Source organism: Pseudomonas sp. HMSC063H08, from assembly GCF_001813645.1.
Lineage (GTDB): Bacteria > Pseudomonadota > Gammaproteobacteria > Pseudomonadales > Pseudomonadaceae > Pseudomonas > Pseudomonas aeruginosa.
This window is the reverse complement of the sequence record NZ_KV813620.1, coordinates 78,000-102,623: the sequence shown is the minus strand read 5'-3', so window position 1 is coordinate 102,623 and position 24,624 is coordinate 78,000. Positions and strand designations below refer to the sequence as shown.

The 24,624-nt window shown below is 65.0% G+C and carries 27 protein-coding genes; 11 read left to right on the top strand and 16 right to left on the bottom strand.

The genetic code is table 11. The features are described from left to right. Positions 1 to 13: 13 nt before the first annotated feature. The 6 genes from HMPREF2924_RS31020 to HMPREF2924_RS30995 form a co-directional block, all read right to left on the bottom strand. A complete protein-coding gene (locus tag HMPREF2924_RS31020; protein ID WP_003094334.1) occupies positions 14 to 253 on the bottom strand; it encodes a BolA family protein in 240 nt (79 codons plus the stop codon). A 116-nt stretch (positions 254 to 369) separates the two neighbouring features. After that, positions 370 to 678, bottom strand: coding sequence for an STAS domain-containing protein (locus HMPREF2924_RS31015; protein ID WP_003094335.1), 309 nt, complete (start codon positions 676 to 678; stop codon positions 370 to 372). Continuing rightward, a complete protein-coding gene (locus tag HMPREF2924_RS31010; RefSeq protein ID WP_003094337.1) occupies positions 675 to 1,322 on the bottom strand; it encodes an MlaC/ttg2D family ABC transporter substrate-binding protein in 648 nt (215 codons plus the stop codon). Before HMPREF2924_RS31010 ends, HMPREF2924_RS31015 begins: the two co-directional genes overlap by 4 nt. Positions 1,323 to 1,333: 11 nt before the next feature. Then, the gene (gene mlaD / locus HMPREF2924_RS31005; protein WP_003094339.1) at positions 1,334 to 1,807 is read right to left on the bottom strand and encodes an outer membrane lipid asymmetry maintenance protein MlaD; all 474 of its coding nucleotides are present in this window, start codon (positions 1,805 to 1,807) and stop codon (positions 1,334 to 1,336) included. Beyond that, positions 1,808 to 2,605, bottom strand: coding sequence for a lipid asymmetry maintenance ABC transporter permease subunit MlaE (gene mlaE, locus HMPREF2924_RS31000; protein ID WP_003094341.1), 798 nt, complete (start codon positions 2,603 to 2,605; stop codon positions 1,808 to 1,810). Further along, entirely contained in the window at positions 2,605 to 3,414 is an 810-nt protein-coding gene (locus tag HMPREF2924_RS30995; protein WP_003094343.1) for an ATP-binding cassette domain-containing protein, read from the bottom strand. The genes mlaE and HMPREF2924_RS30995 overlap by 1 nt, the downstream gene beginning before the upstream one ends. Positions 3,415 to 3,827: 413 nt before the next feature. Between HMPREF2924_RS30995 and kdsD the strand changes: the two genes are divergently transcribed. The 10 genes from kdsD to HMPREF2924_RS30945 all read left to right on the top strand — a co-directional run bounded on the left by kdsD (position 3,828) and on the right by HMPREF2924_RS30945 (position 10,914). After that, positions 3,828 to 4,808, top strand: coding sequence for an arabinose-5-phosphate isomerase KdsD (gene kdsD, locus HMPREF2924_RS30990; protein WP_003134758.1), 981 nt, complete (start codon positions 3,828 to 3,830; stop codon positions 4,806 to 4,808). Beyond that, positions 4,808 to 5,347 carry a KdsC family phosphatase gene (locus tag HMPREF2924_RS30985; RefSeq protein ID WP_003134759.1) on the top strand — a complete coding sequence of 180 codons (540 nt, stop codon included), beginning with the start codon at positions 4,808 to 4,810 and terminating at the stop codon, positions 5,345 to 5,347. Before kdsD ends, HMPREF2924_RS30985 begins: the two co-directional genes overlap by 1 nt. An 8-nt stretch (positions 5,348 to 5,355) precedes the next feature. After that, positions 5,356 to 5,928: an LPS export ABC transporter periplasmic protein LptC gene (lptC, locus tag HMPREF2924_RS30980; RefSeq protein WP_003094353.1), complete on the top strand. Its 573-nt coding sequence runs from the start codon at positions 5,356 to 5,358 to the stop codon at positions 5,926 to 5,928. Beyond that, on the top strand, positions 5,915 to 6,442 hold the full coding sequence (gene lptA, locus HMPREF2924_RS30975) for a lipopolysaccharide transport periplasmic protein LptA (RefSeq protein ID WP_003120916.1): 528 nt from the start codon (positions 5,915 to 5,917) through the stop codon (positions 6,440 to 6,442). Before lptC ends, lptA begins: the two co-directional genes overlap by 14 nt. Next, on the top strand, positions 6,442 to 7,167 hold the full coding sequence (gene lptB, locus HMPREF2924_RS30970; RefSeq protein ID WP_003094355.1) for an LPS export ABC transporter ATP-binding protein: 726 nt from the start codon (positions 6,442 to 6,444) through the stop codon (positions 7,165 to 7,167). Before lptA ends, lptB begins: the two co-directional genes overlap by 1 nt. A gap of 225 nt (positions 7,168 to 7,392) precedes the next feature. Then, positions 7,393 to 8,886 carry an RNA polymerase factor sigma-54 gene (locus HMPREF2924_RS30965; RefSeq protein WP_003134760.1) on the top strand — a complete coding sequence of 498 codons (1,494 nt, stop codon included), beginning with the start codon at positions 7,393 to 7,395 and terminating at the stop codon, positions 8,884 to 8,886. A gap of 77 nt (positions 8,887 to 8,963) precedes the next feature. Continuing rightward, positions 8,964 to 9,272 (top strand): ribosome hibernation-promoting factor, HPF/YfiA family, encoded by a 309-nt coding sequence (gene hpf / locus HMPREF2924_RS30960; RefSeq protein ID WP_003094359.1) that lies wholly within the window; start codon positions 8,964 to 8,966, stop codon positions 9,270 to 9,272. Positions 9,273 to 9,285: 13 nt separating this feature from the next. Next, positions 9,286 to 9,750, top strand: a complete 465-nt coding sequence (ptsN, locus tag HMPREF2924_RS30955; RefSeq protein WP_003098853.1) for a PTS IIA-like nitrogen regulatory protein PtsN — start codon at positions 9,286 to 9,288, stop codon at positions 9,748 to 9,750. A 1-nt stretch (position 9,751) separates the two neighbouring features. Then, a complete protein-coding gene (gene rapZ / locus HMPREF2924_RS30950; protein WP_003094361.1) occupies positions 9,752 to 10,612 on the top strand; it encodes an RNase adapter RapZ in 861 nt (286 codons plus the stop codon). A 29-nt stretch (positions 10,613 to 10,641) separates the two neighbouring features. Beyond that, on the top strand, positions 10,642 to 10,914 hold the full coding sequence (locus HMPREF2924_RS30945) for an HPr family phosphocarrier protein (RefSeq protein WP_003094362.1): 273 nt from the start codon (positions 10,642 to 10,644) through the stop codon (positions 10,912 to 10,914). A 96-nt stretch (positions 10,915 to 11,010) separates the two neighbouring features. Here HMPREF2924_RS30945 and HMPREF2924_RS30940 read toward each other — a convergent pair whose 3' ends face one another. From HMPREF2924_RS30940 to pmbA, 6 genes are all read right to left on the bottom strand, one after another. Beyond that, the gene (locus HMPREF2924_RS30940; RefSeq protein WP_003120918.1) at positions 11,011 to 11,943 is read right to left on the bottom strand and encodes a ZIP family metal transporter; all 933 of its coding nucleotides are present in this window, start codon (positions 11,941 to 11,943) and stop codon (positions 11,011 to 11,013) included. Between the two features lie 18 nt (positions 11,944 to 11,961). Continuing rightward, positions 11,962 to 12,573, bottom strand: coding sequence for a superoxide dismutase (locus HMPREF2924_RS30935; protein ID WP_003098862.1), 612 nt, complete (start codon positions 12,571 to 12,573; stop codon positions 11,962 to 11,964). A 12-nt stretch (positions 12,574 to 12,585) separates the two neighbouring features. Then, positions 12,586 to 13,035: a hypothetical protein gene (locus HMPREF2924_RS30930; protein ID WP_017002538.1), complete on the bottom strand. Its 450-nt coding sequence runs from the start codon at positions 13,033 to 13,035 to the stop codon at positions 12,586 to 12,588. 27 nt (positions 13,036 to 13,062) lie between these two features. Further along, entirely contained in the window at positions 13,063 to 14,439 is a 1,377-nt protein-coding gene (fumC, locus tag HMPREF2924_RS30925) for a class II fumarate hydratase FumC (RefSeq protein WP_023094989.1), read from the bottom strand. Next, positions 14,432 to 14,827, bottom strand: coding sequence for a hypothetical protein (locus tag HMPREF2924_RS30920; RefSeq protein WP_003094374.1), 396 nt, complete (start codon positions 14,825 to 14,827; stop codon positions 14,432 to 14,434). Before HMPREF2924_RS30920 ends, fumC begins: the two co-directional genes overlap by 8 nt. Before the next feature lie 147 nt (positions 14,828 to 14,974). Further along, positions 14,975 to 16,324 (bottom strand): metalloprotease PmbA, encoded by a 1,350-nt coding sequence (gene pmbA, locus HMPREF2924_RS30915; protein WP_003110024.1) that lies wholly within the window; start codon positions 16,322 to 16,324, stop codon positions 14,975 to 14,977. A gap of 98 nt (positions 16,325 to 16,422) precedes the next feature. Between pmbA and yjgA the strand changes: the two genes are divergently transcribed. Continuing rightward, complete coding sequence (yjgA, locus tag HMPREF2924_RS30910) at positions 16,423 to 16,947, top strand: ribosome biogenesis factor YjgA (protein WP_003094378.1); 525 nt, start codon at positions 16,423 to 16,425, stop codon at positions 16,945 to 16,947. Positions 16,948 to 16,977: 30 nt separating this feature from the next. Here yjgA and tldD read toward each other — a convergent pair whose 3' ends face one another. Genes tldD through rng form a run of 4 tightly spaced genes read right to left on the bottom strand, consistent with a single transcriptional unit; the run spans position 16,978 to position 24,622 of the window. After that, positions 16,978 to 18,420 carry a metalloprotease TldD gene (tldD, locus tag HMPREF2924_RS30905; RefSeq protein ID WP_003134783.1) on the bottom strand — a complete coding sequence of 481 codons (1,443 nt, stop codon included), beginning with the start codon at positions 18,418 to 18,420 and terminating at the stop codon, positions 16,978 to 16,980. 2 nt (positions 18,421 to 18,422) lie between these two features. Then, positions 18,423 to 19,271, bottom strand: a complete 849-nt coding sequence (locus HMPREF2924_RS30900) for a carbon-nitrogen hydrolase family protein (RefSeq protein WP_003134786.1) — start codon at positions 19,269 to 19,271, stop codon at positions 18,423 to 18,425. Positions 19,272 to 19,319: 48 nt separating this feature from the next. Continuing rightward, entirely contained in the window at positions 19,320 to 23,150 is a 3,831-nt protein-coding gene (locus tag HMPREF2924_RS30895) for a YhdP family protein (RefSeq protein ID WP_003134787.1), read from the bottom strand. A gap of 14 nt (positions 23,151 to 23,164) precedes the next feature. After that, positions 23,165 to 24,622, bottom strand: a complete 1,458-nt coding sequence (gene rng, locus HMPREF2924_RS30890; RefSeq protein WP_003094386.1) for a ribonuclease G — start codon at positions 24,620 to 24,622, stop codon at positions 23,165 to 23,167. Positions 24,623 to 24,624 lie beyond the last annotated feature (2 nt).

Sequence of the window (24,624 nt, the reverse complement as noted above, 5' to 3'; positions counted from 1 at the left end):
ATCCCCCGTGGGCTCAGGAACGCTCGGCCCAGGCGGCGCGGCTGAAGAATTTCATGGTGACGGCATGGATGCTGCCATCGGCGATCCAGGCGTTCAAATGGGCGTAGACCTGCTGCTGACGCTTGACCGGGCTCTGGCCGGCCAGTTCGTCGCTGATCAGATTCAGTTGGAAATTGCACCCTTCGCCCTCGACTTCCACCTGGGTGCCGGGGAGTTTTTCCTGGAGAAGGCTCTTAACGTCTTCGGCCTGCATGCTCAACCTCAATCGGGCGCCCTACGCGCACGGTCGGCCATCATACAAAAAAGCCCTCCGCCTGCGAACCCCAGGAAGGGACGCGCAGACGGAGGGCCGCTCGTTCCGCCGGCCGGTCATTCCTGCAAAGGCAGGATCTCCAGAAGGCTGCTGACCTTGGCAATCTCCCGCATGTCGTCCGGCAAGGCCCTGACGCTCAGGACCTTGCCGGCCTTGCGTGCGTCGCGCATGAAGGCCAGCAACAGGGAAATGCCCACGCTGCTGGAGCGCTCCACCGCCGAGCAGTCGACGACCAGTTCCGCCGCCTGGCTGGCGCGGATCAGCCGACCGCCCTGCTCGCGCAACGCCGGCCCGCTGCTGTAGTCGAGCACGCCGGCGAGCTGCAGTTCGCCGGCCGCGCCTTCGCGCAGGCTGGCCTGGCTCATTTCGCCCCGGCCTCTTCCGCTTTCGCGGTTTCCTTGGCCTTGGCGACCACCTCGCCCCAGCCGGCGATGGTCTTCTCGAGGTCGTTTCGGTTCTTCTGCATGGTGTCGGCGAACTGGTCGCGGAACAGCTTGCCGATGTTGATGCCGTTGATGATCACGTTGCGGACCTTCCAGCCACCGGCCAGGTTGGTCATGGTGTAGGAGACCGGGTAGACCGTGCCCTTGCTGTCACGGATCTCCATGTTGACGCTGGCGCGATCGTCGCTCGGCTTGGCCGAGCTAGGCAGCACGCGGATGTCCTGGTTGTCGTATTCGAGCAGCGCGTTGCCGTAGAACTGCATCAGGCTGTTCTTGAACACTTCCTCGAAGCGCTTGATCTGCTCGGGTGAGGCCTGGCGCGAATACTTGACGGTCATCACGCTCTTGGCGATGCCCTCGGCATCGACCACCGGCCCGAGGATACGGTCGAGAGTGGCGTAGAGCTTTTGCGGATCGGCCTTGTAGGCGGCCTTGTTGGCCTTGATGTCGGAAAGCAGTTCGTCGACCGTGCCCTGCACCACCTGTTGCGGGGTCGGCGCCGCCATGGAAAGCAGCGGGAAAGCCGCCAGGAACACCAGCAGGCCGCGACGCAGAAGAGTCAGCATGGAAGAAAACCTCACTTTTTGGCTTCGTCTTTGTTAACCGAGTTCAGCAGGAACTTGCCGATCAGGTCTTCCAGCACCAGCGCCGACTGGGTGTCGTGGATGGTGCTGCCGTCCTTCAGAACGTCCTCGTCGCCGCCGACGCTGATGCCGATGTATTTCTCGCCCAGCAGGCCGGCGGTCAGGATCGACGCCGTGGAATCGACCGGCAGGTTGTTCACGTTCTGGTTGATCTCCATGGTCACGCGACCAGTGTAGCTGTCGCGATCCAGGTCGACCGCCGTCACCTTGCCGATCGTCACGCCGGCCAGGGTGACCTTGCCGCGCACGGTAACACCGGCGATGTTGTCGAAGTAGGCGTAGACCTTGTAGGTATCGCCGGCGTTGCCCACGCTCAGGCCGCTGACCCGCAGGGCCAGCAGCAACAGGGCCAGCAGGCCGGCCAGGAGGAACAGGCCGACACCGATTTCCAGGGTGCGGGTTTGCATTCAGAAATCTCCAAACATCAAAGCAGTCAGAATGAAGTCGAGCCCCAGCACCGCCAGGGAGGCATAGACCACGGTCCGAGTCGTCGCCCGGCTGATTCCTTCCGAGGTCGGCTCGCAGTCGTAGCCTTGGTAGACCGCGATCCAGGTCACCACGAAGGCGAATACGATACTTTTGATCACGCCGTTGAGCACATCCTCGGTGAACTGCACGCTGTTCTGCATGTTCGCCCAGAACGACCCCTCGTATACGCCCAGCCAGTCGACCGCGACCATCGCCCCGCCCCAGATGCCGACCACGCTGAAGATCGCGGCGAGCAGCGGCATGGAGATGAAACCGGCCCACAGGCGCGGCGCGACGATGTACTTGAGCGGGTCGACACCGATCATTTCCAGGCTGGAAAGCTGTTCGGTGGCCTTCATGTTGCCGATTTCCGCGGTAAGCGCAGAGCCGGCACGGCCGGCGAACAGCAGGCCGGTCACCACCGGCCCCAGTTCGCGCAGCAGGGTCAGGGCCACCATCTGCCCGACCGCCTGCTCGGAACCATAGGAAATCAGGATGTTGTAGCCCTGCAGGGCCAGCACCATGCCAATGAACAGGCCCGAGACGACGATGATCGCCAGCGACAGCACGCCTACCGAGTAGAGTTGCTTCACCAGCAGGTGCAACCCGGTGCCTGGCGTGCGCCGGCCGAGCAGGGCGTGGCCGAGGAACAGGGTCGAGCGGCCGAGCGCGGCGACCACGTCCAGGCCGGCGCGGCCGAACAGGCGGATACGCTCGAGGGGAGAGACTCTACGCATCAGCGCTCTCCCAGCAGGTCGGCCCGGTAGTCGCGGGCCGGATAATGGAACGGAACGGGACCATCCGGGATTCCCTTGACGAACTGGCGGATACGAGGATCGTCGGTTTCCTTGAGGACGTCCGGCGTCCCGTGGCCAAGTACCCGGCCGTCGCCGACGATATAGATGTAGTCGGCGATGCTGGCGGTCTCGGCCAGGTCATGGGAAACCACGATGCTGGTGATGCCGAGGGCATCGTTGAGCAGGCGGATCAGGCGCACCAGGACGCCCATGGCGATCGGATCCTGCCCCACGAACGGCTCGTCGTAGAGCAGGATCTGCGGGTCCAGGGCGATCGCCCGGGCCAGGGCGACGCGGCGCTTCATGCCGCCGGAAAGCTCGTCCGGCATCAGTTCCACGGCGCCGCGCAGGCCGACGGCCTGAAGCTTCATCAGGACGATGTCGCGGATCATCTCTTCCGGCAGCTGGGTATGCACGCGCAGCGGAAACGCGACGTTCTCGAATACGTCGAGATCGGTGAACAGCGCCCCACTCTGGAACAGCACGCCGAACTGCTTGCGCATGTCGAACAGGTCGCCGCGCGAAAGCTGCGGCAGGTTCTGCCCGTTGACCCAGACCTCCCCCTTCGAAGGACGCAACTGGGAGGCGATCAGCCGCAGCAACGTGGTCTTGCCGCAACCGGACGGGCCCATGATGCCGGTCACCTTTCCGCGCGGGATACGCACATCGATGTTGTCGAAAATCGCCCGCGATCCGCGCTTGAAGGTCAGGCCCTTCAACTCGACCGCGTAGGCACTATCGGTGCTCATCAGGACTCCTTGCGATGCGACCCGTCCATGCTGGACGCCTTGCCCCGTTGCAAAGGCACGCATCCGGGAGGGGTCGAATGGGCGCGGACTATAGCACTGCGGCGGGTTCTGGCCCAAGGCCTGGCACCGTGCCGTTCAGCTTGGATTCAGCTTGTTCGGAGCGTTCTTTCAGCCCTTTAGGACATATCGCACACTTCAGGTTCACTACGGACAGAAAAAAATCGCGTCGACGTCGAATATATCGACATTTATGCAGTCATAGCGCGGAGTGCAGATAACGGCGGCGTAACAGAGCATTGCAGTCCATACAACATTGCGCCGCGGGGGATGCGGACCGACTTCACAGCATGGCTGGTGTAAGCGGGACACGCTTTCCCGTTATAATCCCGCCTTTAATCCAGGCGCCACATTCGTTGAACATGAGCCAGAACCTCGATTTCATCCATTCCGCCCAGCGCACCATCGGCCTCGAGCGCGACGCGGTAGACAGCCTGCTGGCGCGGATTGGCGACGATTTCGTCAAGGCCTGCGAACTGCTGCTGGCCGGCAAGGGCCGGGTCGTCGTCGTCGGCATGGGCAAGTCCGGCCACGTCGGCAAGAAGATCGCCGCTACCCTGGCCAGCACCGGCACCCCCTCCTTCTTCGTGCATCCGGCCGAGGCCAGCCACGGCGACATGGGCATGATCACCAAGGACGACGTGGTCCTCGCCCTGTCCAACTCCGGCTCGACTGCCGAAATCGTCACCCTGTTGCCTCTGATCAAGCGCCTGGGCATCACCCTGATCAGCATGACCGGCAACCCCGAGTCGCCCCTGGCCAAGGCTGCGGAAGTGAACCTGGACGCCAGTGTCGGCCAGGAAGCCTGTCCACTGAACCTGGCCCCGACCTCCTCCACCACCGTAACCCTGGTCCTCGGCGACGCCCTGGCGATCGCCCTGCTCGAAGCTCGCGGCTTTACCGCGGAAGACTTCGCCTTCTCGCACCCGGGCGGTGCGCTGGGCCGCCGACTGCTGCTGAAGGTGGAAGACGTCATGCACGTCGGCGAAGGGCTGCCGCAGGTGCTGCTCGGCACCTCGCTGACCGGCGCGCTGATGGAAATGACCCGCAAGGGCCTGGGCATGACCGTAGTGCTCGACGAACACGGCAAGCTTGCCGGCATTTTCACCGATGGCGACCTGCGTCGCGCCCTGGATCGGGGCATCGACGTCCGCCAGGTCACCATCGACCAGGTGATGACCGTCCACGGCAAGACCGTCCGCGCCGAGATTCTCGCCGCGGAAGCCCTGAAGATCATGGAAGACAACAAGATCGGCGCACTGGTGGTGGTCGACGCGGACGACCGTCCGGTCGGCGCCCTGAACATGCACGACCTGTTGCGCGCAGGAGTGATGTAATGAGCGATACCCATTCGGCCGCGGAACTCCCGGACCGGGCCCGCCGGATACGCCTGGCGATCTTCGACGTCGACGGCGTGCTGACCGACGGCAAGCTGTATTTCCTCGTCGACGGCAGCGAGTTCAAGACCTTCAATACCCTGGACGGACATGGCATCAAGATGCTCATCGCCTCCGGCGTGCGCACCGCCATCATCACCGGCCGCGACACTCCGGTGGTCGAACGGCGCGCGCGCAACCTGGGCATCCAGCACCTCTATCAGGGCCGGGAAGACAAGCTCGCCGTCCTCGACGAACTTCTCGGCGAACTCGGACTAGGCTATGAGCAAGTCGCCTACCTTGGCGACGACCTGCCCGATCTGCCGGTGATCCGCCGCGTCGGCCTGGGCATGGCGGTAGCCAGTGCCGACCCGTTCGTGCGCCAGCATGCCCATGGCGTCACCGCGGCCCGCGGCGGCGAAGGCGCCGCCCGCGAGTTCTGCGAACTGATCATGCGCGCCCAGGGTACGCTCGAAGCCGCCCAGGGCGCCTATCTGTAGAGCCGACCATGCCGAAGACACTACGCCAGAAACTGCTGCTCGCCCTGATCGCCCTGTTGCTGATCGTCGCGGGCTACTACTGGAACGTCGGGCTCGAGCTGTTCAACGAACAGCCGACCCGCCCCGGCCAGGACAACACCATCGACTACTATGCCGAGAATGCCCATAGCCTCCAGTACCAGGAGGACGGCAGCCTCGACTACGAGATGACCGCGGTGAAGCTGGAGCACCAGAAAGCCACGGACATCACTTTCGTCACCACCCCCGACCTGCTGCTCTTCCGTGGCAACGTGCAACCCTGGCACATCCAGAGCGCCCGCGCCGAAGTCGGACCGAAAGGCAAGGAGGTCGAACTCATCGACGACGTGCGCGTCGCACGTACCGATGCCAAGGGCCAACCAAGCATCCTGACCACCACTCGGCTGACCGTATTCCCCGACAAGAATTATGCACAGACCGAGCAAGCCGTTAAAATCGACGCGGCCAATGGAGTGACGACGGCTGTTGGAATGAAAGCGTATCTGAAAGACAGCCGGATGCACCTGCTGTCCAACGTAAGAGGTCAGCATGAGGTTCGTTAATACCCTCCCCCTTATTTTCGGTCTGACTGCCGCCCTCGGCAGCTCCATGGCCTTGGCCCTGCCTTCGGACCGCGAACAACCGATCCGCGTCCAGGCCGACAGCGCCGAACTGGACGACAAGCAGGGCGTCGCGGTCTACCGCGGCGACGTCGTGGTGACCCAGGGCAGCACCAAGCTGACCGGCAACACCGTGACCCTGAAGCAGGACAAGAACGGCGACATCGAGGTCGTGACCTCGGTCGGCAAGCCTGCCTACTACGAGCAGAAACCCGCTCCGGACAAGGACGTGACCAAGGCCTATGGCCTGACCATCCAGTACTTCGTCACGCAGAACCGGGTCGTGCTGATCGACCAGGCCAAGGTGATCCAGGAAGGCAACACCTTCGAAGGCGAGAAGATCGTCTACGACACCCAGCGCCAGATCGTCAACGCGGGTCGTGCCACCGGCTCCCAGGTGACCAGCCCGCGCCCGCGCATCGACATGGTCATCCAGCCGAAGAAAAAGGCCCAGTAATGGCAACGCTCAAAGCCCAGCACCTGGCCAAAAGCTATAAAGGCCGGCAAGTCGTCCGCGACGTCAGCATGTCCATCGATAGCGGGCAGATCGTCGGCCTGCTCGGTCCGAACGGTGCCGGCAAGACCACCTGCTTCTACATGATCGTCGGCCTGGTCCAGGCCGACCAGGGCGTGGTCCGCATCGACGAGCAGAACGTCACCCACCTGCCGATGCACGGGCGCGCCCGGGCCGGCATCGGCTACCTGCCGCAGGAAGCCTCGATCTTCCGCAAGTTGTCGGTATCCGACAACATCATGGCGATCCTCGAGACCCGCAGCGACCTCGATCGCAACGGTCGCAAGGAAGCCCTGGAAGGCCTGCTGCAGGAATTCCACATCCACCACATCCGCGACAACCTCGGCATGAGCCTGTCCGGCGGCGAACGACGCCGGGTGGAAATCGCCCGCGCCCTGGCCAGCGCGCCGAAATTCATCCTCCTCGACGAGCCCTTCGCCGGCGTGGACCCGATCTCGGTCGGCGACATCAAGCAGATCATCCATCACCTCAAGGCGAAGGGTATCGGCATCCTCATCACCGACCACAACGTCCGCGAGACCCTGGACATCTGTGAAACGGCGTATATCGTCAATGATGGGCAGTTGATCGCGGAGGGGGATGCCGAGAGCATCCTCGCCAACGACCTGGTCAAGGAAGTCTACCTGGGGCACGAGTTCCGCCTCTGAAGAAATCTCCTAGCGCGCCCTCCGGCCTCGCCGGAGCGGTTCCGCTCGCCCGCGGTTTCGCAACCACGAGTGCCGCCTGGAGCGGATGATTTATTCAGAGCAACCCTAGGCAAAGTACGAAAATTCAGGCATATAATTTGCTTCCTGGCGGTGCCGCCACCTCGGCACCCGTAGTAGTGGATGGTGCCATCCGGTACCAGCGAATAAGGTACTAAGCCCTCAGCCATGAAACCATCGCTAGTCCTCAAGATGGGCCAGCAGCTGACGATGACGCCGCAGCTGCAACAGGCCATACGCCTCCTCCAGCTATCCACCCTGGACCTCCAGCAGGAAATCCAGGAAGCGCTGGAATCCAATCCCATGCTCGAACGCCAGGAAGACGGCGACGATTTCGACAACAGCGACCCCCTCGCCGATGGCGCCGAACAGGCGGCCAGCGCGCCCCAGGAGCCCCCCCTCCAGGAAAGCGCCACGCCCAGCGTCGAAAGCCTCGACGACGACCAGTGGAGCGAACGCATACCCAGCGAGTTGCCGGTGGATACCGCCTGGGAAGACATCTACCAGACCAGCGCCAGCAGCCTGCCCAGCAACGACGATGACGAATGGGACTTCACCGCGCGCACCAGCAGCGGCGAGAGCCTGCACAGCCACCTGCTCTGGCAGGTCAACCTGGCACCGATGTCGGACACCGATCGGATGATCGCGGTGACCATCATCGATAGCATCAACAACGATGGCTACCTCGAAGAGTCCCTCGAAGAAATCCTCGCCGCCATCGATCCGGAACTGGACGTCGAGCTCGACGAAGTGGAAGTCGTGCTGCGCCGCATCCAGCAACTGGAACCCGCCGGCATCGGCGCCCGCAACCTGCGCGAGTGCCTGCTGCTGCAACTGCGCCAGTTGCCGTCCACCACGCCCTGGCTGAACGAAGCGCTGCGCCTGGTATCCGACTACCTCGACCTGCTCGGCGGCCGCGACTACAGCCAATTGATGCGGCGCATGAAGCTCAAGGAAGACGAACTGCGCCAGGTCATCGAGCTGATCCAGTGCCTGCATCCCCGGCCCGGTTCGCAGATCGAATCGAGCGAAGCCGAATACATCGTCCCCGACGTCATCGTGCGCAAGGACAACGAGCGCTGGCTGGTCGAGCTGAACCAGGAGGCGATGCCGCGCCTGCGCGTCAACGCCACCTACGCCGGCATGGTCCGCCGCGCCGACAGCAGCGCCGACAATACCTTCATGCGCAACCAGTTGCAGGAAGCCCGCTGGTTCATCAAGAGCCTGCAGAGCCGCAACGAAACGCTGATGAAGGTCGCCACCCAGATCGTCGAGCACCAGCGCGGTTTCCTCGACTACGGCGAAGAAGCCATGAAGCCGCTGGTCCTGCATGACATCGCCGAAGCGGTGGGCATGCACGAATCGACCATTTCGCGGGTCACCACGCAGAAATACATGCATACGCCGCGCGGCATTTTCGAGCTGAAATATTTCTTTTCAAGTCACGTCAGTACCGCCGAAGGCGGGGAATGCTCGTCCACCGCGATCCGCGCGATCATCAAGAAACTGGTGGCCGCGGAAAATGCGAAAAAGCCATTGAGCGACAGCAAGATCGCTGGTTTACTGGAGGCACAGGGCATTCAAGTGGCTCGCCGCACCGTCGCCAAATACCGCGAATCCCTGGGCATAGCCCCTTCGAGCGAGCGCAAGCGACTGGTGTGACGTTGATCCACGCCAAGGTGTTCCGGAGGCAGGTTGCTAACCTGCCACTTACACACGGGCAACAAGGAGAACGCGGTATGCAAGTCAACATCAGTGGCCATCAACTGGATGTGACCGACGCCCTGCGCGACTATGTCGGCGAGAAACTGAGCCGTCTGGAGCGCCATTTCGACAAGATCACCAATGTTCAGGTGATCATGGAGGTCGAGAAACTGAAGCAGAAGATCGAAGCTACCCTGCGCATCGCCGGTGGCGAGATCGTAGCCAATGCGGAACATGAGGACATGTACGCGGCCATCGACCTGCTGATCGACAAACTCGACCGTCAACTGATCAAACACAAAGAGAAGTATCTCGAACGGCAGCAAGGCGTAGGCGCCCGCTGATCTCCCCTCCCCTATGATCCGACTTGAGCAAATCCTGACCCCCGGCCGTTCCCTCGTGAACGTGCCGGGCGGCAGCAAGAAACGCGTACTCGAACAAATCGCCAACCTGGTAGCCAGGGAGCTGCCGGAGTTCGACGCCCAGACCATCTTCGAAAACCTGGTGGCCCGGGAAAAACTCGGCTCCACCGGCTTCGGCAATGGCATCGCCATTCCGCACTGCCGCCTGTCTGGCTGCCAGAGCCCCATCAGCGCCGTGCTGCACCTGGATGCTCCCGTGGACTTCGACGCGCTGGACGGCGCGCCGGTCGACCTGCTCTTCGTCCTGCTGGTACCGGAGGCCGCGACCGAAGAACATCTCGAACTGCTCCGGCAGATCGCCGCCATGCTCGACCGTGCCGACGTACGCGACCGCCTGCGCAGCGCTCCCACTGCCGAAGCGCTTTATCAGATCGTGGTAGACGTACAGAACGGGCAATGACATGCGCCTGATCATCGTCAGTGGCCGCTCGGGCTCGGGCAAGAGCACCGCCCTGAACGTCCTCGAAGACAACGGCTTCTATTGCATCGACAACCTTCCCGCCAGCCTGCTTCCCGACCTGGCGCAGCGCGCCCTGTTGCACACGGAGCTACTGCAGCCACAGGTGGCGGTGTCGATCGACGCCCGCAACCTGCCCAGCCAGTTGCAGCGCTTCCCCGAACTGTTGCAGGAAGTGCGAGACAACCACATCAACTGCGATGTGCTATATCTCGACGCCGACGACGAGACGCTGCTCAAACGATTCTCGGAAACCCGCCGGCGCCACCCGCTGACCACCGACACCCGTTCGCTGGCGGAGGCGATTGGCGACGAGAGCCAATTGCTCGGACCGATCGCCGACCTCGCCGACCTGAAGCTGGACACCACCAGCCTCAACCTCTATCAGTTGCGCGACACCATCAAACTGCGCCTGTTGAACAAGCCGGAACCCGGCACCGCGTTCCTCGTCGAATCCTTTGGCTTCAAGCGCGGCATGCCAGTCGACGCCGACCTGGTGTTCGATGTGCGCTGCCTGCCGAACCCCTACTGGAAGCCCGAGTTGCGCGATCATTCGGGGCTGGAGCCGGAAGTCCGCGAGTATCTGGCCGCCCAGCCGGACGTCGAGGAAATGTACCAGGACATCGTCGGCTACCTGAACAAATGGCTGCCGCGCTTCGCCGCCAGTAACCGCTCATATGTAACAGTTGCGATAGGCTGTACCGGCGGGCACCATCGTTCGGTCTACCTCGCCGAGCGGATTGGCGCTGCACTCAGGGATTCCCTGAAGAACGTGCAGATTCGCCACCGCGATCTCAGCAGCTAGCCCATAACAAGAAGGACAGACTCCCCAAGATGCCCGCCCTCGAGATCACCATCATCAACAAGCTCGGTCTGCACGCCCGCGCGGCGGCCAAGTTCGTCGGCGTCGCGGGGCGCTACCCCTGCCAGGTCCGGGTCGGCCGCAATCCTGAAAGCTGCGTCGACGGCAAGAGCATCATGGCCGTGATGATGCTGGCTGCCGGCAAGGGCACCAACCTGCACCTGCATACCGAAGGCGAACAGGAAGACGAGGCGTTGAACGCGCTGGTCGAACTGATCAACAACCGTTTCGACGAAGGCGAGTAGCCTCTTCCCAGAGACAACGAAAAAGCCGCCAACTGGCGGCTTTTCCTTTCCGGCGATTGCGGCCGGCGTCAATTCAGCGCGGGTCGGATGAGTCCCCTAGCCCAGCGCGGTATCCAGCACCATCATCAGGCAGAAGCCGAACACCAGGCCCAGCGTAGCCTCGGCGGCATGTCCCTGGCGGTGGGACTCGGGAATGATCTCGTGGGTGACCACGAAGAGCATCGCTCCCGCCGCGGCGGCCAGCCCCCAGGGCAGGAGCAGCGCGGAGAGGCCGACCAGCCAGGCGCAGAGCACCGCGAACAGCGGCTCGACCAGGCCCGACGCGGCACCGACCAGCATCGCCTTGAAACGCGACATACCGACTCCGGCCAGCACCAGCGCCACCACCAGCCCTTCCGGCACATCCTGCAGAGCGATGCCCAGGGCGAGGCCGTTGGCCTCGTCCAGGCCGGCACCGGCCGACACGCCAACCGCCATGCCTTCGGGGATGTTGTGCAGGACGATGGCCGTGACGAATAGCAGGATGCGCGGGGGAATGCCACCGGACAGTGGCGCGCCCTCGCAACCGGGATGGACGTCCGGCATCAGCCGGCCGAGGATGAACAGCCCCATCACGCCGACCGCCAGGCCGAAGCTGACCAGGAACCCCGCGCCGAACTTCGAGTAGCCGAGGTCGCCGGCCGCGGATAGCGCCGGCATGATCAACGAGAAGGCCGTCGCCGAGAGCATCACGCCGGCACCGAAGCCCAGCAGCGCATCCGACAGGCGCGCCGGCATGGTTTTCACCACCAGCACCGGCATCGCCCCGAGAGCGGTACCGAAGGCGCAGAGCAGGCCGCCTTTCAACGCCAGCACGATGGGCGCCGGCAGGTTGAGTTCGGCCAGCAACAGCGCGTGGCGGCCGAGCAGGTAGCCGCCGCCGATGAAGATCAGCAGGCCCAGCAGGTTGCGCAGCGTCCGCCCGTTACCTTCGGCGATGCCATGGAGCAACGCCTTCATCGCCGCACCGCCAGGCTGCCGGCCAGCCATCTCGCATCACGGGTAGCATTAGGCCAGGGCTTGCGCATAGCGACGCGCGACCTCCCGCCAGTCGATCACGTTGTAGAAAGCGCCGATGTATTCCGGGCGGCGGTTCTGGTACTTCAGGTAATAGGCGTGCTCCCATACGTCCAGGCCGAGGATCGGCGTATTGCCGTTCATCAGCGGGCTGTCCTGGTTGCCGCTGCTCTCCACCAGCAAGCTGCCCTGGGGAGTCACGCTGAGCCAGGCCCAGCCGCTGCCGAAGCGGGTCAGCGCGGCCTTGGTGAACGCATCCTTGAACGCCTCGAAGCCCCCGAGCTGCTCATCGATGGCCCGCCCCAGGTCGCCATCGGGACGGCCACCGCCCTGGGGCGACATCACGGTCCAGAACAACGAGTGGTTGGCATGCCCACCGCCATTGTTGACAACCGGGGTGCGCAGCTTCTCCGGCAGACCAGCCAGTTGCCGCAGCAGGCTTTCCACCGGCTGCTCGGCATAGGGCGTGCCTTCCAGCGCGGCGTTCAGGTTGTTCACGTAGGTCTGGTGGTGCTTGCTGTGGTGGATCTCCATGGTCAGCGCATCGATGTGCGGTTCCAGGGCATCGTAGGCGTAGGGCAAGGGCGGCAAGGCGTGGGGCATGGAAACTCTCCGTCAGTGATAGCGAAGTGAGGGGGGCGGAGCGAGGAACTCGGATCGGACCTCCGCGTTCGGCGGTCCCTTGAGCAGGCGCTCGGTGCGCGGATAGGCACCGTGTTCGCCGATGAACGACAGCAGTTCGACATAGGTGCGCCGGCTGTGATGCTGGGCCGCCTGGCGCAGGGCCAACGGCAGCTTCTGGTCGGCGCTGACCCGCAACAGGCGCTCGTGGCAGGCGCAGAGGTATTCGGCGGTTTCCTCCGGTTGCTCCAGTTGCAGGTGCAAGTCGGCCAGGTTGTGATGGGAAATGACGAACGCCATCACCGCCTCGTCGGCGTCGCCCCAGCGTTCCAGCAGCACCTGGGCCAGGGCCAGGGCATGGAGGTAGTGCTCACGCGCATCGATCAATGCGCCGGTGACGAAACAGCGGTTGCCCTGTTCGATCGTTCGTTGCCAATGACGCATGGCGGTACCTCCAGTGGTGGGGCGGCCTCAGAGGCCGCCAGCCGTGAGTTTTTCCGGATCCAGCAACACCTCCAGGCGCGCACGGTCCAGATCGGTGTTTTCCAGCGCCACATCGATGATCGGCCGTCCCTCGCGATAGGCCTGCTTGGCGATTTCCGCAGCCTTCTGGTAGCCGATGATCGGGTTCAGCGCAGTGACCAGGATCGGGTTGCGCGCCAACGCCTCGCTGAGCTTGCCCTGGTTGACCTTGAAGCTGGCGATGGCCTTGTCCGCCAGCAGCCGGCTGACGTTGGCCAGCAACTGGATGCTGTGCAACAGGTTGTCCGCCACCAGCGGCAGCATCACGTTCAGTTCGAAGTTGCCCGATTGGCCGGCGACGGCAATGGCGGCGTCATTGCCGATCACCTGGGCGGCGACCATCGCGGTGGCCTCCGGGATCACCGGGTTGACCTTGCCGGGCATGATCGAGGAGCCTGGTTGCAGCGCTTCCAGCTCGATCTCGCCGAGCCCGGCAAGCGGCCCGGAGTTCATCCAGCGCAGGTCGTTGGCCAGCTTCATCAGGGTCACGGCCAGGGTCTTCAACTGGCCGGACGCAGCGACCGCCGTGTCCTGCGAACCGATCAGGGCGAAGAAGTCGTCGCCGGGGCGGAACGCCAACCCGGTCAGGTCGTTCAGCTCCTGGCTGAAACGTTCGGCGAACCGCGGATGGGCGTTGATCCCGGTGCCCACCGCGGTGCCGCCCTGTGCCAACTGCTGCAAGGCAGGAAGTACGCTCTCGATGTGCACGCCGGCCTGTCGCACCTGCTGCGCCCAGCCACCGAGCACTTGGCTCATGCGTACCGGCATCGCATCCATCAGGTGGGTGCGGCCGGTCTTCACATAGGCATGCACTTCGCCGGCCTTGCTCTGGATAGTCTGCTCCAGGTGGCGCAGCGCCGGCAGCAGGTGTTCGCTGATCTCGAGGGCGGCACTGATGTGGATGGTCGAGGGGATGATGTCGTTGCTGCTCTGCCCGCAGTTCACATGGTCGTTCGGATTGACCTTGCCGCCCAGGCGACGACTGGCCAGGGTCGCCACCACTTCGTTGGCGTTCATGTTGGAACTGGTGCCGGAGCCGGTCTGGAACACATCCACCGGGAAATGCTGCATGAAGTCCTCCTGCAGCAACTGCAGGCAGGTCTCGGCGATCGCCTCGCCCATCGGTGCATCCAGTTGCTGCAGGGAGACGTTCGCCCGCGCCGCCGCGGCCTTGGCCAGCAGCAGGGCGCGGACGAAGGCCTGGGGCATGCGCTGGCCGCTGACCGGGAAGTTGTTCACCGCGCGCTGGGTCTGGGCGCCGTAGAGGGCGGTCGTCGGGACCGCCAGTTCGCCCATGCTGTCGCGTTCGATGCGGGTGTCAGTCATCTTGGTTTCCTTGTTGCGGGTGATCGAAGCTCATCGACGGCGCCAGGTCCTGCCTGGCCATTCGTACGGAGAGCTGGCGCAGCCGTCGCCGCTGGCTGCCGTTGGTGGTCAGTCGCTGAAGTTCGCAGAGGGGCCGGTAGGCGTAGTCGAGGCAGAGGCTGCGCCAGTGCCAGGGCAATATCGGATCGCGACCGGTATCGAGCAGGAGGTTGTAGGCTTTCTCGAACAGCGGCCAGGCGGCCACACCTTCCCAACCGGCGAGATAGCGCGCCTCGCCGAGGTACTGGTCGAGCAGGCGCGGTTCGTCGGGATCGAGCGCGCAGCGGATCTGCGTGCCCAGCCAGTACCAGTGATCCAATGCTTGCGGGTCGTGCGCCTCGAAGGACATGGCAACCTCACCAGACGATAATGAGATTGATTATTGTTTTCTTCTTGGTAAAAGACAAGCATGGTCCCCATAGAGGCGGACAATCGAACAGGCGGAAACGAAAACGCCAGCGACGAGCGCTGGCGTTCTACAGAGGGAAACCCGGCCTCAGCGCCCGGCCACCATCATCGACTCGACCAGTACAGAACCGGTATGCAGGTTGCCGCGCCGTTCGATGTCCTTGCCGACCGCGACGATACGGCGGAACAGGTCGCGCAGGTTGGCGGCGATGGTGACTTCCTGGACCGGGAACTGGATCTCGCCGTTCTCGACCCAGTAGCCGGCGGCGCCGCGGGAATAATCGCCGGTCACCAGGTTGACGCCCTGCCCCATCAACTCGGTGACCAGCAGGCCACGCCCCATCCGGCGTATGAGAGCGGCCTGGTCCTCGTCGCCATGGCTGACGAACAGGTTATGCACGCCGCCGGCGTTGGCCGTGCTCGGCAGGCCGAGCTTGCGCCCGGAATAGGTGCCCAGGACATAGGACACCAGCTCGCCGTTCTCGACGAATGGCTTGGCATAGGTCGCCAGGCCGTCGCTATCGAAGCTGGCGCTGCCGAGCGCGCCGACCAGGTGCGGCCGCTCGTCGATGCTCAACCACTCGGGAAACAGGCGCTGGCCCAGCGCGCCTTCGAGGAAGGATGACTTGCGATACAGGCTGCCGCCTGAGATCGCCCCGAGGAAATGGCCGAACAGGCCAACAGCGATTTCCGGAGCGAACAGCACCGGCACTTCGGCGGTCTGCACCGGCCGCGCGCCCAGTCGGCTGGCGGCGCGCTCGGCGGCGCGCCGACCGATCGACTCGGCGCTGGCCAAGGCCTCGCCACGGCGGTTGACGTCATACCAATAGTCACGCTGCATCTGTCCTTCGCCCTCGGCGATCATCACGCAGCTGAGGCTGTGCCGGGTGCTGGCGTAACCACCGATGAAACCGTGGCTGTTACCGTATACCCGGCAGCCCTGGTGGGTATTCAGGGTGGTGCCGTCGGCCTTGGTCACCCGCTTGTCGGCGGCGAACGCCGCTGCCTCGCAAGCCAGGGCACGTTCCACGGCCTGCTCGGGACTCAGGCTCCATGGATGATAGAGGTCCAGCTCGGGCAACTCGCGGGCCATCAACGCGGCATCGGCGAGACCGGCGCATTCGTCCTCGGAGGTATGGCGGGCGATCGCCAGCGCCGCCGCCACCGTCTCGCGGATGGCCGCCTCGCCGGTCGCCGAGGTGCTCGCCGAGCCCTTGCGCTGGCCTGCGTAGAGGGTGATGCCGAAACCTTGGTCACGGTTGAACTCGACGGTTTCCACCTCGCCCTGGCGCACGCTGGTGGACAGGCCCTGCTCCAGCGACACCGCCACTTCGCAGGCACTGGCGCCCTGGCGGCGGGCCTCGGCGATGATCTGCTCGACCTGCTCGCGAAGGTCCGGAAGCACGGAGGGACCGACTGCCGCGGCATGTAGACTCATCTGTTGACTCTCCTGTTGACGTGGCCGCCCACGCGGCCGGGCCGGACAAGCGGCCCCTGACTCGTTATCATGGCGGCGTTTTCCACTGGACCACCACCATGGCTGAATTTCACGACGACGACTCGCAATTCGAAGAGAAGAGCAAGTCGCAGATCAAACGCGAGCTGCATGCCCTGCAGGACCTCGGCGAGCGCCTGACCACCCTGCAACCGCAGTTGCTGGAGCGCCTGCCGCTCACCGACCCGCTACGCAAGGCGCTGCTCGAGGCGCCGAAGCACAAGGCGCACATCGCCCGCAAACGGCATATCCAGTACATCGGCAAACTGATGCGCGACCAGGACGTGGACGCCATCGTCGCCCTCATCGACCAGGTGGACTCCTCCACCCGCCAGTACAACGAACGTTTCCATGCCCTCGAACGTTGGCGCGACCAGTTGATCGCCGGCGGCGACGCAGCGCTCGACGCCTTCGTCGGGGAGTTCCCCGAGTGCGATCGCCAGCACCTGCGCGGCCTGGTCCGCCACGCCCAGCACGAGGCCGCGCACAACAAACCGCCGGCCGCCGCACGCAAAGTGTTCAAGTACATCCGCGAACTGGACGAAACCAAGCGCGGCCTGCGCTAGGTTTCGCCGCGCCGGCGCCCGGGCCATGCCTCAGGCGCCGGTGCCGCCGACGGTGATCGCATCGATCTTCAGGGTCGGCTGGCCTACACCGACCGGCACCGACTGACCGTCCTTCCCGCAGGTTCCCACGCCACTGTCCAGGGCCAGGTCGTTGCCGACCATGGACACCCGGCTCATCGCTTCCGGACCGTTGCCGATCAGGGTGGCGCCTTTCACCGGGGTGGTGATCCTGCCGTTCTCGATCAGGTAGGCCTCGCTGGTGGAGAACACGAACTTGCCGCTGGTGATATCGACCTGGCCACCGCCGAGGTTGGCGCAGTAGATACCCTTCTCCACCGAGGCGATGATTTCCTGCGGATCGCTCTCGCCGGCCAGCATGTAGGTGTTGGTCATGCGTGGCATCGGCAGGTGCGCGTAGGACTCGCGGCGGCCGTTACCGGTGCGCGCCACGCCCATCAGGCGGGCGTTGAGCTTGTCCTGCATGTAGCCCTTGAGCACGCCGTTCTCGATCAACACGTTGCAGTTGCTCGGCGTGCCTTCGTCATCCACGCTCAGCGAGCCGCGACGCCCGGCCAGGGTGCCGTCGTCGACGATGGTGCACAGGCTCGAGGCGACCTTTTCGCCGATCCGGCCGCTGTAGGCGGAGCTGCCCTTGCGGTTGAAGTCGCCCTCCAGGCCGTGGCCGACCGCTTCGTGGAGCAGGACCCCGGACCAACCCGCGCCCATCACCACCGGCAGGGTGCCGGCCGGCGCGGGAATCGCCTCGAGGTTGACCAGCGCCTGGCGCAGGGCCTCGCGGGCGTAGCCCATGGCACGATCTTCCTGGAGGAAATAGCGATAGTCGGTGCGACCGCCGCCGCCGTGGCCGCCGCGTTCGCGTCGGCCGTTCTGTTCGACGATCACGCTGACGTTGAAACGCACCAGCGGACGAATGTCGGCGGCCAGCGAACCGTCGCTGGCCGCTACCAGGATCTGCTCCCAGACGCCGGCCATGCTCACCGTGACCTGCTGGATGCGGGGATCGAGCGCACGGGTAGCGGCGTCGATCTGCTTCAGCAACTCGACCTTCTCGGCACGGCTGAGCACGTCCAGCGGGTTCTCGCCGGCGTACAGGCGAGCCGGCACCACGGCCTTGAACGCCTGCACACTGCCGTTCTGTCCCGCACGGGAAATCGAACGGGCCGCCACCGCGGCCTGTTTCAACGCCTCGGCGGTGATCGCATTGCTATAGGCGAAGCCGGTCTTCTCGCCCGACTGCGCGCGTACCCCGACGCCCTGGTCGAGATTGAAGCTGCCTTCCTTGACGATGCCGTCCTCGAGCATCCACGACTCGGAGACCTGGCTCTGGAAATACAGGTCGGCGGCATCGATGCCCGGGCCGTTCAGTTCATGAAGAATGCCGGGCAGGCTGTCCAGCTCCAGACCACCGGGGGCCAGCAACTGCTGGCTGACGGATGACAACAACTCGCTCATATTCACTCCGTACGCGCCGGCCGCGGTTCGGCCGGCGGGAAAAATCGTCTGTGCGCCACCACCGGCATGCGCCGGCGGATATCCGCCTGTTCTGCGGCGTCGCGCGCCGCCAGCAGCACCGCTTCGCCCTGCGGCCGCTCGACCAGGACCCGGCCCCAGGGATCGACGATGGCCGAATGGCCGAACGTCTCCCGGCCCCGTGGGTGGACGCCACCCTGTCCGGCCGCCAGCAGGTAGCACTGGGTCTCGATGGCGCGGGCGCGGACCAGCACCTGCCAGTGCGCCGCGCCGGTCACCGCGGTGAACGCCGACGGCGCTGTGATCAGCTCTGCGCCGGCCTCGCGCAGCGCGGTATAGAGTTCCGGAAAACGCAGGTCGTAGCAGACCGTCAGGCCAAGGCGACCGACCGGCGTATCCGCCACCACGATCTTCTGACCGAAAGCATAGTCGTCGGATTCACGATAGCGGCCCCGCGCATCGGCTACGTCCACATCGAACAGGTGCAGCTTGTCGTAGCGGGCGACCCGCTCTCCGTGCTCGTCAATCAGCAGCGAACAGGCATTCGCCTTCGCCTCGGGTTGCCCCTCCGGCGGCAGCGGCAGCGTTCCGGCGACTATCCACAACCTGAGGTCGCGAGCGGCGGAATTCAACCACGGCAGGATAGGCCCGTTCCCCCGCGCCTCGGCGCGCCCCAGCTCGGCCAGGTCGCGCCGGCCCATGGCGGCGAAGTTTTCCGGTAGCACGGCGAGCCGCGCCCCGCCCTCGGCGGCCTGTTCCAGCAGGCGACGGGCGGCGGCCAGGTTGGCCGTCACGTCGTCCTGGCTGACCATCTGGATCACGGCAATGGACATGATTTCCTCCTCGCGGACGAAAGCGCCGCGTCGCGGCCCGGGCGCCGCTCAGCGGGGCTTCTCGAATGGCTTGTCGAAGCTGATCTTCGGATCCTGCCAGGGGCCCTTGACGCTGTATTGCACGCTGGCGAAGCGCGAGACCCGGTCACCGAGCAACTTGTCGACGACGAAGACCGCGCCGCCGACCGCCGGACCGCCGACTATCAGTGCCGCCAGGGTCAGGTTGTTGGTCAATGGCAAGGTCACCAGCAGCTTGGCGTCGACCCGATCGTGAGCCAGGTCCAGGGTACCGTTCAACTCCAGGTTGCTCGACGGCCCTTCCAGCTTCAGCGGCTCGCGGGTGATGTAGACGCCGTCGGTGGCGGAGAGAACCCCCTTCACCCGGTCATAGCTCAGTCCCTTGCCGAGGATGTCCGAGAAGTCCAGGCGCAGCCGGCGGTTGATCGCGTTGAAATTGAGCAGGCCGAACACTCGCAGCGCCTGGGCGCTGCCTTCGACCTCGACGAACTGCCCCTTGCGCAGCGATGCATCCATGCTGCCGCTGAAGCGCTTCAGGGCCATGTAGGCCGGCGATCCCGGCCACTGGCCGTTGATATCCATGCGGAAACGTTCGCTGGTGGCGCTCGGCGCGAAATTCCAGGCCTTGAGCACATCCGCCAGGTTCTTGCCCTCGATCCGTCCCTGGTAGGTGCTGCGGGTATTGCCCGGACTGCCGTCCCAGCGCAGGCTGCCATTGACGTGCAGGCCACGCAGGTCGAGGTCCAGGTCGTTGAACGCCACGCCGTTGCTGCCCGGCCGTACCTTCAGGCTCCAGGCGCCCAGCGGCTGGCCGCCGAGGGCGACCTGGCCGATCTTCACGTCTACCGCCGGCAGGCTGCGCGGATCGACGGCGGCCAGCGGGTCCGAATCCTCCACCTTGTTCTCGTCGGGAAGGGTCGACTTCGGCAGGTTCAGGCGGTCCAGATCGACCACGATCGGCGCGCCCCTGGCATCCGGCAAGACCAGACGCCCCGATGCGAGGTCGCTGACCAGCACCAGTTGCCAGGCCCGCTCCTGGCGGGCCAGGTCGACGGTCAGGTTCTTCAGCTCCTGGCCGAAGCCCTTGAAGCTGTCGATGCGCAGGTCGGCGCCGCGCAGCAGGCCCGCAGCGCTACTGGCAGCCTGGTCGCCATTGCCGTAGCGCTTCAGGGTGGCCTGCCAGGCGTCCCAGTCCAGTTCCGCCAGACGCCCGCGCACCCGCAGCCCCTGTGCCGAGGGCAGCAACGCCGGGTCACCGCCCAGGCGCAGGGCGCCGCGTCCGTTCAGCGGCTTGTCCGCCGGGGCCGCATAGGCCAAGCTGGCGAGGCCGTCGTAACGCGCCCAGTAACGCCGTTCGGCGCCATCCAGGGTCATCCGCCATTGGGTCGGCCGCGCCTGGGCGGCCGTCTTGCCGAACGGCGCCGGCAGGTCGACGACGGCGCCCTTGAGATCCGAATCGATCTGCAACTGGCTGTCCTTGCCATCCAGCAGCAGGTTGAGCTGGAACGGCAGGCGTCCCGAGACCGGTAACGGACGCTGGCCAGCGCCGAGCCAGTCGCTCAGCGACTTGACCGCCACCTGGCCGTTGAGCAGCAAGCGCGTGCGCGCATCGCCGCGCCCCTCGGCGACGATCCGCCCGCGTACCTCGCTGCCCAGCACCCGGGCCTGCACCGCCGGGGCGCTCAGGCCCTTGGCCAGGTCGAAACGGAAGTCGCCCTTCACTTCGCTCATATCCAGCTTCGGACTGGGCATCTTCAGGGTCGCGCCCACGGTGGAGAAATCCACGACCACCCCGGTCTTGCCGGCCTCGTCGTGGTCCAGTGGAATATCCAGCTTCAGGTGGCCCTGCAAGGGCCCGTCGCCCTCCCAGCCGGCGAAAATCTTGCGGGTCGGGATCGGCGCTTCCTGGAGCAGCTTGATGCCGTCCTTCAGGTTACTGTCGACGGCGCCATCCACATACAGGTGCGGCGTCTGTCCCGGCCGGCCGAGAGGTATGTCGACCTTGACGTCGCTGACCCGGGAATTCAGCAGATTCCCGCTGGAGGCCAGCACGCGGACTCCGGAATCCTCGACGAACACCTCGCCGACCGTTTTGCTCAAGGCGGGCCAACCGGGCTGGTAGGCCAGCTCGCCGTCGCGGACCTTAAAGTAGAGGTTCATGACGTGGGCTTCGGCCGCCGCGCCGCGGTTCAGCGAGCCCTGCCACTGGAAGTAGCCCTGCTCGACATGGCCACTGCGGATCGCCGTCTTCAACCAGTTCGCCAGGCTTTTGTTCATTCCCGGCAACTGGGTCGGCAGGTACTTGGCGGTGAAGCGCGCGTCGCCGTCGCTGAGGCCGACCTGCAGGTCCATGTAGTCTTCAGCGCCGGGATCGCGCATCAGGCGGATCAGCATGTCGCCGGCCAGGCTGCCCTCCTCGCCCTCGACCCGCATCAGGTGGCTGCCGAGGGTGAAGGCGCGGTCGTCCAGGCTCCAGAACATCCGCGTGCGAGCCTCGCGGTAGCGCCACGGCTCGGGAAATACCTTGGCCAGGTGCAGCATGAAATCCTGCGCCGATGCGTCGAGCTGGCCTCCGGCCAGGGTGCCGGTCAAGGTGCCGCTGACGTTTTCCACCGCCGGGACCTCATGGAACGCCGAGATACCGACCTTTTCCAGGTTGGTCGCGTAGCTGACCCGCTCGGGCACCTCCCGCTGCGGCCAGAAATCGGCGTTCAGGTTGTGCAGGATGCCCTTCGGCTTCAGGCCCGCCACCCACTCGGCCGCCGCGTCCGGCAGCGGCGCCAGCGCTTCTATCGCCGGCACCAGGGGCGTCAGGTCGACGCGGTCGGCCTGCAGCTTCCAGTGTGGCTCGTTGTTCTGCTGCTCGCGACGCAACAGCAACTCCACCTCGCCCCAGCGCTGCTCGCCGAAATTCGCCGCCAGGTCGCCGACCCGAACCTTCCAGCCCTGCGCTTCGCGATCGAAGAACAGGTTCATGCCCAGGTCGTTGATTTCCACCGGCTTGCGCGCGGCATACGACGCCTTCAACTGCGGCGCCAGCAGCCGTGCCACCAGCCGTTGCGCCTTGCCGTCGCGCCAGTCGAACCAGAAGTCGCCGCCGGCCTTGGCCCGGACGATCGTCCATTCCTGGGTCAGACCGGCCGGCAACCATTGCGCCCAGTCGCTCTGCGGCAGGCTGAGATAGAACCTGGCGCTGCTGCGCGGCCAGTCCTCGCTGTCGATCCGCCCTTCGGCGTGCAGCGCCAGAGGTTGGCCATCCGGCAGTTGCAGGCGGGCATCGAGACTCTGCCCACCAACCGATGAACTGCGCAGGGTCGCGCCGACCGCGCTGAGCGACAGCGCTGCGCTTCCCCGCGGCGCCACCTCCAGTTGACTGTCTAGCAGCGAGATGCGTTGGGTCTGCAGCAGGAATTGCAGGAGTTTCCGGGGATCGCTGGGCTTGTCGCTGTGCGGCAGGCCATCCAGGCTCCACTGGCCATCCTCGCCTTCGCGCAGGGTCAGCTTGAGTCCCTCCAGCTCCAGGCTGCCGATCCGCACCTGGCGCGCCAGCAGGCTGCCGAGCAGGTCCGGCGCCAGCCGCACCCGCGCCAGGCGCAGACTCTGTTCGCCGTCGCCGACCTGGATGTCGCGCGCCACCACCAGAGGCTCGAAGCCGCGCCAGGAGCCCGTCAGCTCGGCAATCCGCACCGGTATGCCGAGTTGCTTGCCAGCTTCGTCCTCCAGCTGCTGGCGGTATTCGGCCACCAGCGGCACCAGTTGCCGGCCAAGGCTGACGTACAGCGCCAGCAGCACCAGTACCAGGGCGCACAGACCCAGGACGATCCGTAGCAGTCGCGTTCCGAGGCTTCCCACATCCGCCATTTCAGCCATACGCCTCAGAGCAGGACCACGTCATATTGCTCCTGCGAGTACATCGCCTCGACCTGGAACTTGATGGTGCGGCCGATGAACGCCTCGAGATCGGCGACGTTACCCGACTCCTCGTCGAGCAGCCGGTCCACCACCTTCTGGTTGGCCAGCACCAGGTAGGAGTCGGCCTGGTAGGCACGCGCCTCGCGGAGAATCTCGCGGAAAATCTCGTAGCAGGTGGTTTCCGCAGTCTTCAGCATGCCGCGTCCCTGGCAGCAGGGGCACGGCTCGCAGAGGATCTGCACCAGGCTTTCGCGGGTGCGCTTGCGGGTCATCTGCACCAGGCCCAACTCGGTGATGCCGATGATGTTGGTCTTCGCGTGGTCGCGCTCCAGTTGCTTCTCCAGGGTGCGCAGGACCTGCCGGCGATGCTCCTCGTCCTCCATGTCGATGAAGTCGATGATGATGATCCCGCCCAGGTTGCGCAGGCGCAGTTGGCGGGCGATCGCGGTGGCCGCCTCGAGGTTGGTCTTGAAGATGGTTTCCTCGAGGTTGCGATGGCCGACGAAGGCGCCGGTGTTCACGTCGATGGTGGTCATCGCCTCGGTCGGATCGACGATCAGGTAGCCGCCGGACTTCAGCAGTACCTTGCGCTCCAGGGCTTTCTGGATTTCGTCCTCGACGCCGTAGAGATCGAAGATCGGTCGCTCGCCCGGGTAATGTTCGAGGCGATCGGAAATCTCCGGCATCAATTCTTCGACGAAGGAAGTGATCTTCTGGAAGTTCTCTCGCGAGTCGATGCGGATCTTCTCGATCCGCGGGTTCACCAGGTCGCGCAGGGTACGGATCGCCAGGGACAGGTCTTCGTAGATCACCGAAGGCGCGCCGACGGTCTGGATCTGCGCGGCGATCTGGTCCCATAGCCGGCGAAGGTAGCGGATGTCGGCGAGAATCTCGTCCTCGCCCGCACCTTCCGCGGCGGTGCGCAGGATGAAGCCGCCCTGTCCCTCGATGCCTTCCGCCGCCACGCAGTCGGCCACCACCTTCTTCAGGCGCTCGCGCTCGACTTCGTCCTCGATCCGCAGGGATATCCCGACATGACTGGTGCGCGGCATGTACACCAGATAGCGCGAAGGAATCGACAGGTGGGTGGTCAGCCGTGCGCCCTTGGTGCCGATCGGATCCTTGGTCACCTGCACCACCAGCGCCTGCCCCTCATGGACCAGGGCACTGATGCTTTCCACGGCGCTGCCTTCGCGATTGGATATCTCGGCGGCATGGATGAACGCCGCACGTTCCAGGCCGATGTCGACGAACGCCGCCTGCATCCCCGGCAGTACCCGTACCACCCGCCCCTTGTAGATATTGCCGACGATGCCGCGCCGCTGGGTGCGTTCGACATGCACTTCCTGCAGGACGCCGTTTTCCACCACCGCCACGCGCGACTCCATCGGCGTGATATTGATCAGGATCTCTTCGCTCATGC

Bases quoted from the DNA above. Each gene is read 5' to 3' on its own strand.
- HMPREF2924_RS30995 (WP_003094343.1), bottom strand. From the start codon at position 3,414: ATGAGCACCGATAGTGCCTACGCGGTCGAGTTGAAGGGCCTGACCTTC.
- HMPREF2924_RS30930 (WP_017002538.1), bottom strand. From the start codon at position 13,035: ATGCGTCATTGGCAACGAACGATCGAACAGGGCAACCGCTGTTTCGTC.
- HMPREF2924_RS31020 (WP_003094334.1), bottom strand. From the start codon at position 253: ATGCAGGCCGAAGACGTTAAGAGCCTTCTCCAGGAAAAACTCCCCGGC.
- rng (WP_003094386.1), bottom strand. From the start codon at position 24,622: ATGAGCGAAGAGATCCTGATCAATATCACGCCGATGGAGTCGCGCGTG.
- lptB (WP_003094355.1), top strand. From the start codon at position 6,442: ATGGCAACGCTCAAAGCCCAGCACCTGGCCAAAAGCTATAAAGGCCGG.
- HMPREF2924_RS30900 (WP_003134786.1), bottom strand. From the start codon at position 19,271: ATGTCCATTGCCGTGATCCAGATGGTCAGCCAGGACGACGTGACGGCC.
- HMPREF2924_RS31010 (WP_003094337.1), bottom strand. From the start codon at position 1,322: ATGCTGACTCTTCTGCGTCGCGGCCTGCTGGTGTTCCTGGCGGCTTTC.
- lptC (WP_003094353.1), top strand. From the start codon at position 5,356: ATGCCGAAGACACTACGCCAGAAACTGCTGCTCGCCCTGATCGCCCTG.
- ptsN (WP_003098853.1), top strand. From the start codon at position 9,286: ATGATCCGACTTGAGCAAATCCTGACCCCCGGCCGTTCCCTCGTGAAC.
- mlaD (WP_003094339.1), bottom strand. From the start codon at position 1,807: ATGCAAACCCGCACCCTGGAAATCGGTGTCGGCCTGTTCCTCCTGGCC.
- HMPREF2924_RS30965 (WP_003134760.1), top strand. From the start codon at position 7,393: ATGAAACCATCGCTAGTCCTCAAGATGGGCCAGCAGCTGACGATGACG.
- HMPREF2924_RS30895 (WP_003134787.1), bottom strand. From the start codon at position 23,150: ATGGCGGATGTGGGAAGCCTCGGAACGCGACTGCTACGGATCGTCCTG.
- tldD (WP_003134783.1), bottom strand. From the start codon at position 18,420: ATGAGCGAGTTGTTGTCATCCGTCAGCCAGCAGTTGCTGGCCCCCGGT.
- yjgA (WP_003094378.1), top strand. From the start codon at position 16,423: ATGGCTGAATTTCACGACGACGACTCGCAATTCGAAGAGAAGAGCAAG.
- fumC (WP_023094989.1), bottom strand. From the start codon at position 14,439: ATGACTGACACCCGCATCGAACGCGACAGCATGGGCGAACTGGCGGTC.
- hpf (WP_003094359.1), top strand. From the start codon at position 8,964: ATGCAAGTCAACATCAGTGGCCATCAACTGGATGTGACCGACGCCCTG.
- pmbA (WP_003110024.1), bottom strand. From the start codon at position 16,324: ATGAGTCTACATGCCGCGGCAGTCGGTCCCTCCGTGCTTCCGGACCTT.
- HMPREF2924_RS31015 (WP_003094335.1), bottom strand. From the start codon at position 678: ATGAGCCAGGCCAGCCTGCGCGAAGGCGCGGCCGGCGAACTGCAGCTC.
- HMPREF2924_RS30940 (WP_003120918.1), bottom strand. From the start codon at position 11,943: ATGGCTGGCCGGCAGCCTGGCGGTGCGGCGATGAAGGCGTTGCTCCAT.
- mlaE (WP_003094341.1), bottom strand. From the start codon at position 2,605: ATGCGTAGAGTCTCTCCCCTCGAGCGTATCCGCCTGTTCGGCCGCGCC.
- rapZ (WP_003094361.1), top strand. From the start codon at position 9,752: ATGCGCCTGATCATCGTCAGTGGCCGCTCGGGCTCGGGCAAGAGCACC.
- HMPREF2924_RS30985 (WP_003134759.1), top strand. From the start codon at position 4,808: ATGAGCGATACCCATTCGGCCGCGGAACTCCCGGACCGGGCCCGCCGG.
- HMPREF2924_RS30920 (WP_003094374.1), bottom strand. From the start codon at position 14,827: ATGTCCTTCGAGGCGCACGACCCGCAAGCATTGGATCACTGGTACTGG.
- lptA (WP_003120916.1), top strand. From the start codon at position 5,915: ATGAGGTTCGTTAATACCCTCCCCCTTATTTTCGGTCTGACTGCCGCC.
- HMPREF2924_RS30945 (WP_003094362.1), top strand. From the start codon at position 10,642: ATGCCCGCCCTCGAGATCACCATCATCAACAAGCTCGGTCTGCACGCC.
- HMPREF2924_RS30935 (WP_003098862.1), bottom strand. From the start codon at position 12,573: ATGCCCCACGCCTTGCCGCCCTTGCCCTACGCCTACGATGCCCTGGAA.